At 46.9% G+C, this 14,120-nt stretch carries 12 protein-coding genes and 1 pseudogene; 3 read left to right on the forward strand and 10 right to left on the reverse strand.

Going from position 1 to position 14,120, the window contains the following annotated elements; translation table 11 throughout:
- Positions 1 to 45 precede the first annotated feature (45 nt).
- Both MHI54_RS04415 and MHI54_RS04420 read left to right on the forward strand, forming a co-directional pair.
- The gene (locus MHI54_RS04415; protein WP_340082921.1) at positions 46 to 1,839 is read left to right on the forward strand and encodes a rhamnogalacturonan lyase; all 1,794 of its coding nucleotides are present in this window, start codon (positions 46 to 48) and stop codon (positions 1,837 to 1,839) included.
- Positions 1,840 to 1,929: 90 nt separating this feature from the next.
- A complete protein-coding gene (locus tag MHI54_RS04420; RefSeq protein WP_095214939.1) occupies positions 1,930 to 2,424 on the forward strand; it encodes a cupin domain-containing protein in 495 nt (164 codons plus the stop codon).
- 41 nt (positions 2,425 to 2,465) lie between these two features.
- Here MHI54_RS04420 and MHI54_RS04425 read toward each other — a convergent pair whose 3' ends face one another.
- The 5 genes and pseudogenes from MHI54_RS04425 to MHI54_RS04445 form a co-directional block, all read right to left on the reverse strand.
- A complete protein-coding gene (locus MHI54_RS04425) occupies positions 2,466 to 3,926 on the reverse strand; it encodes an aldehyde dehydrogenase family protein (protein WP_095214940.1) in 1,461 nt (486 codons plus the stop codon).
- Positions 3,927 to 3,940: 14 nt separating this feature from the next.
- Positions 3,941 to 4,801 (reverse strand): methyl-accepting chemotaxis protein, encoded by an 861-nt coding sequence (locus MHI54_RS04430; RefSeq protein ID WP_095214970.1) that lies wholly within the window; start codon positions 4,799 to 4,801, stop codon positions 3,941 to 3,943.
- Positions 4,802 to 5,089: 288 nt separating this feature from the next.
- Positions 5,090 to 5,287, reverse strand: coding sequence for a hypothetical protein (locus tag MHI54_RS04435; protein ID WP_158221482.1), 198 nt, complete (start codon positions 5,285 to 5,287; stop codon positions 5,090 to 5,092).
- A gap of 33 nt (positions 5,288 to 5,320) precedes the next feature.
- Positions 5,321 to 5,824 (reverse strand): annotated as a pseudogene (locus MHI54_RS04440) (GNAT family protein); the annotation flags it as partial.
- Positions 5,825 to 6,204: 380 nt separating this feature from the next.
- Positions 6,205 to 6,387 carry a hypothetical protein gene (locus MHI54_RS04445; protein WP_095214943.1) on the reverse strand — a complete coding sequence of 61 codons (183 nt, stop codon included), beginning with the start codon at positions 6,385 to 6,387 and terminating at the stop codon, positions 6,205 to 6,207.
- A gap of 137 nt (positions 6,388 to 6,524) precedes the next feature.
- Between MHI54_RS04445 and pabB the strand changes: the two genes are divergently transcribed.
- Positions 6,525 to 8,258, forward strand: coding sequence for an aminodeoxychorismate synthase component I (pabB, locus tag MHI54_RS04450; protein WP_340082382.1), 1,734 nt, complete (start codon positions 6,525 to 6,527; stop codon positions 8,256 to 8,258).
- Here the strand turns inward: pabB and MHI54_RS04455 are convergent.
- The 5 genes from MHI54_RS04455 to MHI54_RS04475 form a co-directional block, all read right to left on the reverse strand.
- A complete protein-coding gene (locus MHI54_RS04455) occupies positions 8,255 to 9,001 on the reverse strand; it encodes a class I SAM-dependent methyltransferase (RefSeq protein WP_095214945.1) in 747 nt (248 codons plus the stop codon). The two genes, pabB and MHI54_RS04455, sit on opposite strands and share 4 nt — an antisense overlap.
- 147 nt (positions 9,002 to 9,148) lie before the next feature.
- The gene (locus MHI54_RS04460) at positions 9,149 to 9,562 is read right to left on the reverse strand and encodes a helix-turn-helix domain-containing protein (protein WP_340082383.1); all 414 of its coding nucleotides are present in this window, start codon (positions 9,560 to 9,562) and stop codon (positions 9,149 to 9,151) included.
- Between the two features lie 84 nt (positions 9,563 to 9,646).
- The gene (locus MHI54_RS04465; protein ID WP_095214947.1) at positions 9,647 to 10,081 is read right to left on the reverse strand and encodes an NUDIX domain-containing protein; all 435 of its coding nucleotides are present in this window, start codon (positions 10,079 to 10,081) and stop codon (positions 9,647 to 9,649) included.
- Between the two features lie 68 nt (positions 10,082 to 10,149).
- Complete coding sequence (locus tag MHI54_RS04470; RefSeq protein ID WP_340082384.1) at positions 10,150 to 13,281, reverse strand: alpha-mannosidase; 3,132 nt, start codon at positions 13,279 to 13,281, stop codon at positions 10,150 to 10,152.
- A 12-nt stretch (positions 13,282 to 13,293) separates the two neighbouring features.
- On the reverse strand, positions 13,294 to 14,118 hold the full coding sequence (locus MHI54_RS04475; RefSeq protein ID WP_095214949.1) for a carbohydrate ABC transporter permease: 825 nt from the start codon (positions 14,116 to 14,118) through the stop codon (positions 13,294 to 13,296).
- Positions 14,119 to 14,120: the final 2 nt, after the last annotated feature.

The following is a 14,120-nucleotide window of genomic DNA, read 5'->3' on the forward strand; positions in this document are numbered from 1 at the left end:
GCAATCCCCTTCTCTGCCGATGCCAAGAAACTGCCTAAAAGGCAAATGGAATACTTGGAACGTGGCGCTGTTGCCGTCCAAACAGAGGATGGTATCTTCTTAAGCTGGAGATTCCTTGGGAATGATACGAAAAAAACCTCCTTCCACATTTATCGTGACGGTAAGAAAATAACTCGGAAACCTGTGAAACACAGCACGAATTTCCTCGACAAAGACGGTTCTGCAAATAGTGTCTATCGTGTAGAAGCAATCGGAAAAGGCGCAGATCAGGATAATATCAAGGTATGGCGAGACAATCAGCTGCATATCCCCCTCCAAAAGCCAGCTGATGGCAAAACTCCAGATGGCAAGTCTTATACTTACAATGCCAATGACGCCAGTGTCGGCGACTTGGATGGTGACGGCGAATGGGAAATCATCCTGAAATGGGATCCATCAAACGCACAAGATAACTCCCGATCCGGGTACACAGGCAATGTATTGATAGATGCTTATGAATTGGATGGAACCCATAAATGGCGGATCGACCTCGGCCACAATATCCGGGCAGGCGCTCATTATACGCAAATGCTGGTCTATGACTTCGACGGTAACGGAAAATCCGAACTCGTAGTCAAAACAGCTGATGGCACGACAGATTCGAAAGGAAACATCATTGGGGATAAGGACGCCGATCATCGGAATGCATCAGGCTATATCCTCGAAGGACCGGAATACCTGACCGTATTCGAAGGCAGCACCGGAGAAATCAAGGAAACCATCGATTATGAGCCTGCCCGAGGCAATATTTGCGATTGGGGCGACTGCTACGGAAACCGGGGCGACCGTTTCCTTGCCGGGGTCGCATACCTGGATGGCAAAACACCTAGCATCATCGAAGCAAGGGGCTATTATGAAAAAACAGTAATTGCCGCTTATACCTTTAAAGATGGCAAATTGAATAAGCAATGGATGTTCGATAGCGAGACACCGGGGAACGAAGCTTATGCACAGCAGGGGAATCATAATTTGAGTATCGGAGATGTGGATGAAGATGGCAAGGATGAAATCATCTATGGCGCCATGGCCCTCGATGATGATGGAACCGGACTATACTCAACCGGACTTGGTCATGGCGATGCCATGCATCTCAGTGATTTGGATCCTGCCCGGCCAGGCCTGGAAGTATTCCAAGTTCATGAATCGTATCCGAATGAAGCCGGTATCGAATTTCGAGATGCCCGTACAGGAGAACTGATCTGGGGCATCCCGACAAATATAGATGTAGGACGCGGGCTTGCGGCTGACATCGATCCTCGCTATCCCGGGGCCGAAATGTGGGCAATCGACGGCGCATGGAACAGTCCGACAGGCGGTCTTTATACTGCCTCCGGGGAGAAAATATCCACCAATATCCCTCCTGCCAACTTTGCTATCTGGTGGGACGGCGACTTGACTCGCGAAATCCTGGATCATACTTTCGATGAAAGCATCCAGACTGGCATTGGCTTGATCGGAAAATGGAACCCGGAAACAGAAAAACTGGATACGCTGCTGAATGCCGAAGGAACTTACTCCAATAATGGAACAAAAGGGAACCCCACACTGCAAGCGGATTTGATCGGCGACTGGCGGGAGGAAGCCATCTGGCGCACAGAAGACAGCAGCGCTCTTATCCTTTATACAACAACAGACATAACCGAAGAAAAACTCCCTACCTTGATGCACGATCCGGTATACCGCTTAGGCGTTGCTTGGCAGAATGTCGCTTATAACCAGCCGCCACACACAAGCTATTTCTTGGGAAATGATATGGAACAGCCCGAGATGCCGCGGATTGACGTGATAAAGGCTAAATGATTCAGAGTGAAGCAATTTGCTTTTCCGGCAAGAACGTACAATAGGCATCGGCATAGGATAATGTATATCAGCATCAAAGGAGAAGAAAAGATGTATTATAAAGATCCACGCTATCCTTATCATCCAGCTTCAGGGCCCTGGCGCAATCCACAGTGGCCGCAACATGACTACAATCAGCAGCCAGCCCATGATTACGGGAATTCCCCATATGTCGTCGATATCGAACAAGCAACAGAGCAAAACCACTTTTTCCGTACAGCACTGTGGACAGGAAAACACCTTCAATTGACATTGATGAGCATCCGTCCTGGAGAAGATATCGGATTGGAAAGACATCCGGATATTGATCAGTTCCTCCGTATCGAATCCGGTCACGGACTAGTACAGATGGGTGTCAGGAAAGAAAACTTAGATCATCAGCAATACGTCCAGGATGATTTTGCCATTTTCGTTCCAGCCGGCACATGGCATAACATAATCAATACCGGTCATACACCTTTGAAGTTATATACTATCTATGCACCGCCAGAGCATCCATATGGGACTGTCCATCGAACCAAACAGGAAGCCTTGGCTGATGAATGACAGAAGACCCACAGCCTTCCATGCTGTGGGTCTTTTGCTCTTTAGCTGTAAGGATATTGTCTGCGATCATGCTGGATGCTGATCCATTTTGTTGTTGTGAACGCATCAAGGCTCCAGTCACCATTCAGACGACCAAGACCGGAATTCTTCACGCCGCCGAATGCGACAGTTGGTTCGTCATTGATGGTCCCATCATTGATGTGGATCATGCCTGTATCCATTTGCTTCGCCAGTTCTGCGCCGCGCTCCACATCTTTCGTGTGGATTGCACCGCTCAAGCCATAATCACTGTTATTGGCATAAGCCAGCACTTCTTCATCATTTTTGACTTTCATGATGGAGACGACTGGTGCGAATAATTCTTCATTCGCCAGTGTCATATCCGGCGTCACATCCCCGAACACGACCGGCTCGACCACATTTCCTTCCACTTTCCCTTTGATGAGCGGCGTGGCACCTTCTTCGATACCTTTTTCAATCAACGCAACGGTCGTTTTCACCTGCTGTTCATTGATAAGCGGTCCGATGATTGTGCTTGGATCTTTTGGATCGCCGCAGGTAAGCGTGGAAACCTTCGCCAAGTATTTCTCCACAAACTCCTCATACACATCTTCATGCACAATCAGTCGGTTGGCAGACATACAAATCTGACCTTGGTGAGTGAATCGGCTGAAAACGGCCGCACTTACCGCAAGCTCCATATCCGCGTCTTCCAAAACGACCAAGGCACTGTTGCCGCCAAGCTCCAAATGCGCCTCTTTCAGATTCTTACCGGCCACCATGCCGATATGCTTACCGACTTTAGTGGAACCCGTGAAGGAAACCGCACGCGGAATCGGATGCTCAACGAAGTTATCCCCGATTTCACTGATTTCCGTCACGATGACATTCAAAAGACCCTTCGGCAGTCCAGCTTCTTCAAATAGCTTTGCAATCATTGTACCGCCAGTGATCGGCGTATGCTCATGCGGCTTCAGCACGACTCCATTACCAGCTGCCAATGCAGTCGCAACGGATTTCATCGATAGGAAGAATGGGAAGTTGAACGGGCTGATGACACCTACCACACCTACTGGCACGCGATAGACACGATTCTCCTTGCCATCGATCGGAGACGGCAGAATCTGACCGTTCATGCGGAATGGGAATGTAGATGCTTCCTTGATGATATTTGTCACAAGACCGATTTCAAATTCAGCTTTTAGTCTGGTGCCGCCGATTTCTTCCACGATAGTCTCCACAAACGCTTCATGGTTGGCTTCAAGATACGCAACCGCTTTTTCGAAGACAGCACGCTGTGCCACCGGGTTGGTATTCGCCCATTCCTTCTGAACGCGTGCAGACGCTTCATACGCTTCATTCAAATCAGCCAAATTCGCAGCTTGGTAAGTCGCGATGAGTTCCCCGTTATACGGATTGCGATTCTCCATCTTCACGCTGCTTTGACCTTCCCGCCATTCTCCGTTGATATACTGACTATTCAAATGCTTGAAATTTTCCATGTCGGTCACCTCTATTAGTCTTTGATCGTGATATTCTCTTTTGCTAGTTGTGCCAGAGTTTGCACATTGGCATTTATTTCTTCCATCGTTGCTGTCAGCTCTTCAATGGCAGCAGATTGTGTATCCGATTCTGCATTGGCTTCCTGAATGGAATTACTCAGTTTGCCGATAACAGCCTTTATTTTTTCTGTGATTTGATGAATTTCGGTAACCTGTTCCTTGGAACCAGCTGCCATTTTTCGAATTTCGTCCGCCACCACACTGAAGCCGCGCCCATGTTCCCCTGCGCGAGCCGATTCGATCGCAGCATTCAGCCCAAGTAGATTGCTTTGATCTGCAATCCCTTTTACAACATTGGATACTTCCTCGATTGTATCCACGCTTTCCGTTACTTCCGAGGCCTTCTTGGATATGTAAGACATGCCTTCTGCCAAACCGGAAATCGATTGTGCCATATCCTGGATCGTTGCCGTAACGTCACCAATGACCCCAGAAAGATTGGAAGCAATAGTGGATAACTGATTGGCACTTTCAATGCTCAGCCCTACACCGACACCGCCAATGACATTCCCTGCTTCATCGTGCAGCGGAATTGCCCTGGCAATGATACTGACACCGAAAAGCTCCTCTGGCACTACTGCATACTGATTCTTATTCTGACGGATAGCTGCTGTTACGATATCCCCTTCCATCAATGGGTCCCCCGGTGTCACATTCAGCGAGAAGGTTTTAGCCGGAAAATTGATGATCAGCTTTTCTGTATTATAAATACCGATTGTGACATCATCATTGATTAAATCCTGGAGAAAAGGCCCTGCCTTTACAAAGGCCTCCAGCATCGGATGCAATGCCTGTTCTGTTTCCTGTACTTGCATGCTCATCAGATCAAGCCCCTATTCATAAAATTTCATTCCATTACTATATATCGGCAAATTCCCATATTTGTGAAGATTTTCGGGATAAATGAAATTCCCGCAATATTCCCGATTTGGTATTATGGTATGAAAAATCAACCAGAGCCAAATCATCAAACTAAATCTTAAGACCTAAACCCAAACAGGAAACACCAGGTAATATTTTCCTGCACATCTTCAGCACAGCAGAATGACATATCCACTGAAGTTATAAATAGGTAAAACAAAAAAAGCCTCAGCAGGCTTCTTTCATCTTCCGGTATGTCCTCTTTTTTTGCGTTCCTTCACAATACGCCAATACCCCATCTGGAACAATACTATCCCAATTACGATGATCACTATCCCTATGATGATGGCAAGCATGTCATCAACTCGCCAGAATATAATCAATAGAATACCGATCGCTTCCAACAATAGGCCGGCTATAAGCAGCCATTTATTCATCATTAACCCTCCCCTTTACATGAGGTCCCGAGGGTTAATGATAGCAAGAGTTTGATGATCCTGCCACTTTCCATTGATTTTGACGTTTTGCTTGGCGATACCTTCCTTATGGAACCCTGCCTTCAGCAATACCTTGATCGAGCCGAGATTATGCGGCATGACACCTGCCTCCAACCGATGGAATTCCAATTCGTCAAAAGCAATATCCACTACCTTGCGGACAGCCTCTGTCATATAACCTTTACCGTTCTGTTCCTTATCCAAAAAATAACCGATCCAGCAGCTTTGCAGATTCCCGCGCACCACTTCAGACAGCATGACAATACCGATGATTTTATTGTCCAAAAGAATCACATAATGATAGCCAGTATCCTCGCCGGCTGATGCAATTGCCCGATTGATACGCTCGCTTTGCCCGGCCAGTGTGTAGAAATTCCCTTCACGCTTACCTGTATAAAGCTGAAAGAATTCTTTATTACGCAGTTCCAGCGATAAGAGCTCCGCTGCATCCTTTTCTTCGACTAACCGTACTTCAATCATGCCCGCCACCTCCTGACACCTCATCCCAATCTTCTCATGCCCCTTGAAACCCGAATGTGCAATAAAGTGATCTAGCTCGATAATTCTGATTCGCCACCACGAGATAAAGCCGATGCATGGCCTTGTCGAAACAATGCTTGTTCACCATGCTGAATCAAAGCGACAGCTACACCTTTCCCTTGTCATTCCGGACATGTCGCCACATAGGCCAGTAAAGGAACATTTTGGTACAGCGTCACCATCGTGACACCGATTATTCCTTCCTTGTATTCGAATGAAAAAGAACAAGAAGGAATGAATACAATATACTTCCCTTCCATCACTCTATTAATATAATGCCATCAGTGGCGTTGAATCGTTTCATTGTGCTTATCTCCCCATCAATACTCTTTTTTCCGTCCGAAGCGAAGCACATAAGCAGCCAGCGACAGCACAATCGCTGCACAAATCAACAGATCCGGTATCCACAGGACATATCCATCCAGATTTGACCGGATTCCAATCAAATAGATAACCGTAAATACCCAAAAACCGATTTCCTTCAGTACTTGGATTGTCCGCACCTTGCAACTCCTCCCGTGATCTTATATGTCTGATACGGAAAGTAAATGGAAATAGTTTCAAAAATCACACTGTTTAAAATCACTATTCCGGCATTTAGCTATATGAGATACTAGAAAGGCAAAAAAGGGGGAGTTTCATGTACGCTTATTTCAATTTTGCTGATGCAGACGGGCAGACACAGCATCGCCGATTCACGGGACAGCATGCATTGCTGACTGCTCACACGATGGAAGAAGTCATACCCTGCCTTGAGCAGGTGCAAGCATATACAAAAAAAGGATTTTATGCAGCCGGCTATCTATCCTACGAAGCTGCAGGAGCATTCGATCCAAACTATGTCACTGCAGAAGGGGCAAATCTGCCGCTGCTGCAATTCGGCATCTATAAAAATCATTGTAAAGAACAGCCAGCAGCAATTGGCACAGCACCAGAAAAACTGAATTGGGAGCCAGCCATCCGAAAAAAAGAGTATGAGCAGGCTATCCGGACGATCAAAGAGGAGATTGCTTCCGGAAACACCTATCAAACAAATTATACGATGCGTCTGCGCACACATTATGCCGATGATCCCGCCGCCCTTTTCCGCCAGATGCAGCAAGCGCAGCGTGCAGATTACACTGCCTATCTTGATTGGGAAGATACAGCAGTATTGTCTGCTTCTCCAGAGTTATTTTTCCGCTGGGACGGGAAACGCATCATCACGAAGCCAATGAAAGGCACAACCAAACGCGGGGATACATACGAGCAGGATCTTAAACAGCGGGAAACCCTCGCAGCATCCGCGAAGGATCGTGCTGAAAATGTCATGATCGTCGACCTTTTGCGAAATGATATCAGCCGGGTCGCCAAGCTGGGGACTGTCCAGGTCCCAGCTTTGTATACAGTCGAGAAATACCCGACCGTCTACCAGATGACCTCGACCGTCGAAGCGGAAACCGTCCCGGGCACAACGATCATTGACATCATGCGCGCACTTTTTCCATGCGGATCGATCACAGGTGCTCCCAAAGCCAGTACGATGCAAATCATCTCCAATCTTGAGCCGGAACCACGGGAAGTCTACTGCGGTGCCATCGGCTATATCGAGCCAAATGGCGAAGCTGTCTTTAATGTACCCATCCGTACGGCGATAGTCGATAAAACGAAACAGCAGGCTACGTACAGCGTCGGAGGAGGCATCACCTGGGACTCCACTGCCGATGGGGAGTACGAAGAAGCAATCGCCAAATCATCCGTGCTGCAGGAACAGCTTCCTGAGTTTGAACTGCTTGAAACAATAGCGTATGAAGATGGTGCTTACGTGCTGGAGGATGAGCACCTGCAGCGACTAATGCAATCTGCCGATTATTTCAGCATTCCAATCGAGGAAGCAGATATCCGTGATCTCCTGCGTCAGCATCAAGCAGCGTATCCGGGACAATCCCATCGATTACGCCTTTTAGCTGATCAACGCGGAAAGCTTGCGCTTTTTCATAGTGAGCTGCCAGCTCCAATGAAAGGTAAGCAAAAATTCGCACTTGCTGACACACCTATCGACAAGACAAATCGATATTATTACCATAAGACGACTTATCGCCAAATATACGACGACTACAAGCTCAAGGAACCGGATATTTTTGATACGCTGCTTTGGAATGAAGCAGGTGAGCTGACAGAATTCACGATCGGCAATCTAGTCATGGAGCAGGATGGTGAACTGCTGACACCTCCAGTATCAAGCGGCTTGCTGCCAGGCACATTGCGGGAAGTTTTAGTGAAAAAAGGTACGATAAAAGAAACCATCTTGACGAAAGCCTACCTCCAAACCGCCTCCCGTATATGGCTGATCAATAGTGTTCGCGGCTGGGTGGAAATGGAGCCCGTCCATTAAGGACGGGCTGTTTTTCTCGCCTTCAAAATCAAAAAAGACGGCCGGCGCAGCTCATGCTCTATCCGCGGAAGCTTGGCAATGGCAGCTCCATCCGGAACTGGTTCGATTACTTCTTCCAGGCTGAAACCGTTCCGGATAAGCCCATTGCACAAAGCCGCAAACGATCGATGGTAATAAATCACTCCATCCACATACCATTTGGTCTCGCGTCTGTCTTGCTCGTGGTAGTTATCAACGGCGAAATGGAGCCAGTTCCCTTCTGTATCCGTGATCCATTTCTTCCCTTCCTTTCTGGCAGTGACAATTGGATGCTCAGTGGAGAATAATAGGACAGCCCCTTCTTTCAAGGCCGCATGGATGGATCGGATGACTGCTTCATAGTCTGCAACGTAATGCATCACAAGCGAACTGACCGCAACATCATAGCTTCCGCTGGCAAACACTGCATCCTCCAACGCTGTTTGAACGTATTCTATTGCAGGATGGGCATTTCTGTTTTTTGCTTCCCGCAGCATATTACCGGATGGATCAATCGCTGTCACACGTAATGCTCCCTGTTCGGCACAATACCTTGCCAAATCCCCCATGCCACAGCCAATATCCAAGACACGCTTGCCCTCTAAATCAGGCAGCATCCGTTTGATTTCCGGCTGCTCCAGCAGTTCATTGTAATTCACCGGATTTTCCCGGAGAGCCTTGTAATTTTCAAAAAATAACTCGTTGTCATAAATATTCTGCTTCATGATAACGCCTCCTAATCTATAATCGAATACAATTCCATTTTGGCATCAATTTAATAAAATACTAGACTTATAATTCTGATTTTTGTATCATTTAGATTGAGGCGTATCTTCTTTAAGATAATAAAAAAGATCACCATCGTGACCTTTTCATGATTTATCCCTCAGCTTTTCCATCTCTTTTTTCATCTGTTTCTTCAGCTGCTTGAACAGCTTTTCCCGCTCTTTCTTCACTGCTTTTTTCACTGCATGCGAGATGAGCTTCTCCAGTTCCTCAGAGGTCATGACCAGTTTTTTTGTGTCCGGCTCATACTCTTTGGTCTTGCTTTGCCCAGTCAGCTGCTGGATTGCATCAGCAAATGACAGTTTTTCTCCAAGTAATCTCTTTAATTCCTCCAAAGTGGCAATGTCTTGTTCCGTATATATCCGTTGTCCTTTCTCATTTCGTTCAAATGGATAATGGGCACCTTCCAATGCGATAGCCCATCTTCTAAGCGTCGAGGTCGTTACATCCAATGAAGCAGCCAGATCCTTTGCCATGTACTGCGTTTCTTGCCCGGACAAATACATTCCCCCTTGCCGTATGTATACTGGAAACACTTTCCTAAAGTATACTATAGGAATGGCAGAATCCAAAGCCCGGATAGTCTAAAATGACTCGATCCACTGCCGGAGTGCGCAAGCCTGATGCTGGTGAAACAAATGATTCACTGCTTCCTCCGGTTTCAGCCAGATCAATTCATGGTCTTCCTCCGCTGGTTCCATCTCTTTTAAACCAATCGAGCAGCTATAAAAACTTGCTACATTCTGTATGTATCGAGCATCCCTGGACTGGAAAAATTGTGTCCCGGTACATAGAAATGATGGCTTGTTTATCAAATAGCCTGTTTCCTCCAAAACCTCCCTTCGCAGGGTTTCCACTTCATCCTCGCCATGCTCCATTCCTCCCCCAGGCAGGAAAAGCAGTTGATCATATGTCAGCCTTATCACTCCTATTCTTTTGGATTTGTCGTGGATTATCCCATAGACCGCCCGCCTTTCTTTATATTCCTGGCCGGGCTCTTTGCTACCGAATACATGCATCGTCTACCTCCTTATCATTGGTAAACATTAGTATACAAGAAAAAAGAAAAGCCCATGAGGGACTTTTCTCAGGATTGGGATAGACGAATCGTCTTTATCTCATATGGAGTGAAGGATAACTCTATCGTTCCTTCCTGCGGGCTTTTATCTATAACTCTTTCCCGCAGATCACATTCCTGCCAGCTCGTATACGCAAAGACAGGCTGGATCGTCACCTCCTGTGTCCCCCCTGTGTATTCATGCAGACGGATGACGATATCGTCATTATCTTCTGCTTTTTTCATTGCATCCAGCTGCACATGAGGATTATCAATGACAAATAGCTTATCTGTGTTTTTCTCTTTACCTCCGCAGCATACTCGGAACGGCTGATTGAGCTTCCAGGCTTCCTGTACCGTATTTGCTTCCACCCATCCTTTTTCATGCGGGTAAAGGGAGTACGTAAAGAAATGACGGCCCTGATCTTGCTCGATATCCGGTGCAATCGCGGACTTAATCAAAGACAATCGAATCGTATGATCTTTGATATCGTGTCCATACTTGCAATCATTCAGCAGGCTGACGCCATAATTACGCTCGGAGAAATCCACCCATTGATGGGCAACCGATTCGAATCTGGCTGCATCCCAGGAAGTATTCCAATGCGTCGGCCGCTTGACGTTGCCATATTGGATATCATATGTTGCTTCCGTAGCACGGATACGAACCGGAAAGGCTACTTTCAATAATTGCTGACGTTCATGCCAATCCACTTCTGTCTTAAAATCGATCACTTTCCGCTTGCGGTAAAAAATGATGTCCTGATGAATCGTCGAACTGCCATAATGCCAGTTTGCTTCGATGACAAGCTGCAGCGGTCCTGCTTCCTTCAGAGTGAGATCAAGAAGATTCGTAATCTCTCTCTTTTTCTCCTGATAGAACAAATCAATATCCCAAGCATCATAATCCAGCGGCTTATCCTCAAAAACCTGGAACACATTCACCGTCTCTGCCTGTGCTACTACCTGCCGTTTCGCCTTTTTATCATATAGGGATTCGATTTGTCCAACTTCATTGAATTTCACTTCATAAAATGGAGTCACAAGCTCCCGACCCTTCCATTCGAACCACCCTTCCCCTGGTTCGGTGTCTGCCTTTTCCGTATTCAGATAGATTTGTTTACATCCCGTCCCTGGAACATCCGGTACATCGACCAGCCAGCCGTCCTTGCCCTTTTGGGCCAGTAAAACCTCACCGTCTTCATCCTCCCATACACCTTCATCCTCTGTCTTTATCTTGACGATGCCATCCAAATTCCAGGATGAGGAATTGACGATACTCCATGCTTGCTTCTTATCTGCAGCCAGGCTGTCTGCCGCTTCTTTTTGTAAGATTTGCAGTTTTGCACGGGCTTCCTCATATTCCTTCTTGCTGTCTTCATATACTTCCCGAATGGAAGAACCCGGAATTATATCGTGAAATTGATTCCGCAGTACGGTCCTCCACACCTCTTCCAGGGTATCGGATGGATAATTCAGAAAATCATTTGCCTGTATTGCTTTCCATACTTGGATGAATTCCGTTTCACGCAGCTCCAATTCCATTTTGCGATTCATTTTTTTATTGTAAGCCTGACTTGTATACGTACCGCGGTGATACTCCAAGTATAGCTCCCCATCCCAAACCGGCATGAATTCCGATGTATGCCGGGTTTGATGATGCAGCGATTCAAAGTAACTTTTCACATCGCCTGTTTTGACATTGGGGAGTCCTGGTATACGATCGAGTCTCCGTCTCATCTCGAGCATCGTGCGGTTTACGCCGCCCCCGCCGTCTCCGTATCCATAGGAAAGGAGGAGCTCCTTCGTCAGTGCTTTGTTTTTATAGTTATCCCACGTACCAGTTACGGTATCCGGCAGGATTTGACCATTATAAGTAGCGAACCAGGTATTTTCCCTTGGAGAAGGATCCGGTGTGGTGATGAATTGGGTCAGTACTTCACTTCCATCCAATCCCCGCCAAGTGAATGTATCATTCGGCATCCTATTGAATTGGTTCCAGCTGATTTTTGATGTCAGAAAAGTATTGATTCCGGCTTTGGTAAGGATTTGAGGCAATGCCCAGGAGTAACCGAACACATCCGGCAGCCACAGATAATGCACATCTTTTCCGAATTCTTCCTGGATGAACTTTGCTCCTTGCAGGATCTGACGCACCAAGGATTCACCAGAAGGCAAATTGCAATCGGCCTCCAGCCACATTGCTCCATCCACTTCCCATTGCCCTTCAGCGATTCTCTCTTTGATCTGGGCATACAATTCCGGAAAGTCTTGTTTTACATAGCTATAGAGCTGTGGCTGTGTTTGCAGGAATTTATAGTCTGGGTATCTCTCCATCAGACGCAAAGCCGTGGAGAAGGAGCGCCCCGCCTTCTCCCTTGTATGTTTAAGACGCCACAGCCAAGCCACATCGATATGGGTATGGCCGATACAGCGAATAGTCACCGGGGAAGAACTGTCCATGGCATCCAGCCGGTCCTGAAGATGGTCATTTGCCTCATAGACAGACTGATAGAACGCATCGCTGCCCGGTGAGCTCCAGTCTATCAATCGGATGGTATGGTCCAGCAGTGATAGAAGCTGTACCCGCTCCGCAGCATTCTCGTCCAGTATTCGTATCGTTTCTAAAATGGCAAAGGACGTATAATAGAAATCATCGGTTCGTTCATCGAAAACCGCTAGTTCAGCCTGCTTCAACTGATGCTCTTGATCTATCCTTTTACCGCCTCCTTCCAAGCCAGACCACAAACGAAATGCCAGATAGATAGGCTTACCATGCCAGTCATCCTCGAAAAATAATTCCTGGTGATTGGAATCCACCGCTTGATACATCACTTTGTTCACATAGCATTGCGATTCAAAACCCGAATTCCCTCCGCCGCCTGTCTTGCCGAAATCAAATAATCCAACAACCTGCTTACCCGCCCATTCTTTGGGAAGATGGATTTCTTTTGCCAGCCAAACATAACGATCCCGGCCCTTCCAATGGTCACCTATATGAAGCTTCTCCTCGAAGACTTCCAGTGCCGGAACTTCCGGTGCAACCCTTTTCTCTTCATCCTCCAGCGCGAGAAAATGCTGCAGATCAAGTCGATCCCGATAACGATATTTCTCTAGTTCCTCTATTCTTCTTTCGAGCTGTCGTTCTTTCAAATTGAACATACTGACACTCCTTTATCCCTTGGAGGCTCCGCCGAGGCTGAAGCCCTTGGACATATATTTTTGTGCAAAGATATAAAGAATGATGGATGGCATTGTATACAGCATCGAGAACGCGGCCAATTTGCCATACTCGATAATTCCGTAATTACCGAAGAATTGATACAGCGTCACGGATGCCGGAAGTTTTTCCTGAGTCTGCAGCAAAATATACGGAACGAAGAAGTTCCCCCAGCTGCCAGTGAAGGTAAAGATGGCAATCGTGAAAATCCCTGGCAGCATCAATGGTCCAACCACTTTCCGCATACTTGTCAAAACAGATGCCCCATCCACCCATGCGGATTCCTCCAGTTCGACCGGCACTGCATCCATGAAATTCTTCATCATCCAGATTGCATAGGGCAGCCCTGAGGCGGCAAGGAAAATCGTCGTGAAAATGATCGAATCCTGGATGTTCAAGAAAAGGAACAGCTGATAGACAGGCACCATGACAGCAGTGATCGGCAAAGACGTCATAAATAATATGGTCAAAAGGAAGGAGCGCTTATAACGCAGCCGATAGCGGGAAAGCGGGTAGGCAGCCAATCCGGCAACAATCACGACTATCGTTGCCTGCCCAAGTGAAATGAACAAGCCAATCGCAAAAGAGCGGATATTACCCGGATCCGAAAGAATGGCGGTAAAGTTATCCAATGTCCATTTCCCCGGCAGCTTGATGGCTTGTGTCGCCTGCTGGTCAAAAGAGGCGAAAACAAGCCATAAAAAAGGCAGCAAGAAGCAGATGGCCAAAAAGACCAGCGCCAGATAGTGGATCACTAATTCTTTTTTCGATATCTTCATTC

This window comes from Terribacillus sp. FSL K6-0262 (assembly GCF_037977385.1).
Classification (GTDB): Bacteria; Bacillota; Bacilli; order Bacillales; family Amphibacillaceae; genus Terribacillus.

Bases quoted from the DNA above. Each gene is read 5' to 3' on its own strand.
- MHI54_RS04415 (WP_340082921.1), top strand. From the start codon at position 46: ATGGAATACTTGGAACGTGGCGCTGTTGCCGTCCAAACAGAGGATGGT.
- MHI54_RS04420 (WP_095214939.1), top strand. From the start codon at position 1,930: ATGTATTATAAAGATCCACGCTATCCTTATCATCCAGCTTCAGGGCCC.
- MHI54_RS04425 (WP_095214940.1), bottom strand. From the start codon at position 3,926: ATGGAAAATTTCAAGCATTTGAATAGTCAGTATATCAACGGAGAATGG.
- MHI54_RS04430 (WP_095214970.1), bottom strand. From the start codon at position 4,801: ATGCAAGTACAGGAAACAGAACAGGCATTGCATCCGATGCTGGAGGCC.
- MHI54_RS04435 (WP_158221482.1), bottom strand. From the start codon at position 5,287: ATGATGAATAAATGGCTGCTTATAGCCGGCCTATTGTTGGAAGCGATC.
- pabB (WP_340082382.1), top strand. From the start codon at position 6,525: ATGTACGCTTATTTCAATTTTGCTGATGCAGACGGGCAGACACAGCAT.
- MHI54_RS04455 (WP_095214945.1), bottom strand. From the start codon at position 9,001: ATGAAGCAGAATATTTATGACAACGAGTTATTTTTTGAAAATTACAAG.
- MHI54_RS04465 (WP_095214947.1), bottom strand. From the start codon at position 10,081: ATGCATGTATTCGGTAGCAAAGAGCCCGGCCAGGAATATAAAGAAAGG.
- MHI54_RS04470 (WP_340082384.1), bottom strand. From the start codon at position 13,281: ATGTTCAATTTGAAAGAACGACAGCTCGAAAGAAGAATAGAGGAACTA.
- MHI54_RS04475 (WP_095214949.1), bottom strand. From the start codon at position 14,118: ATGAAGATATCGAAAAAAGAATTAGTGATCCACTATCTGGCGCTGGTC.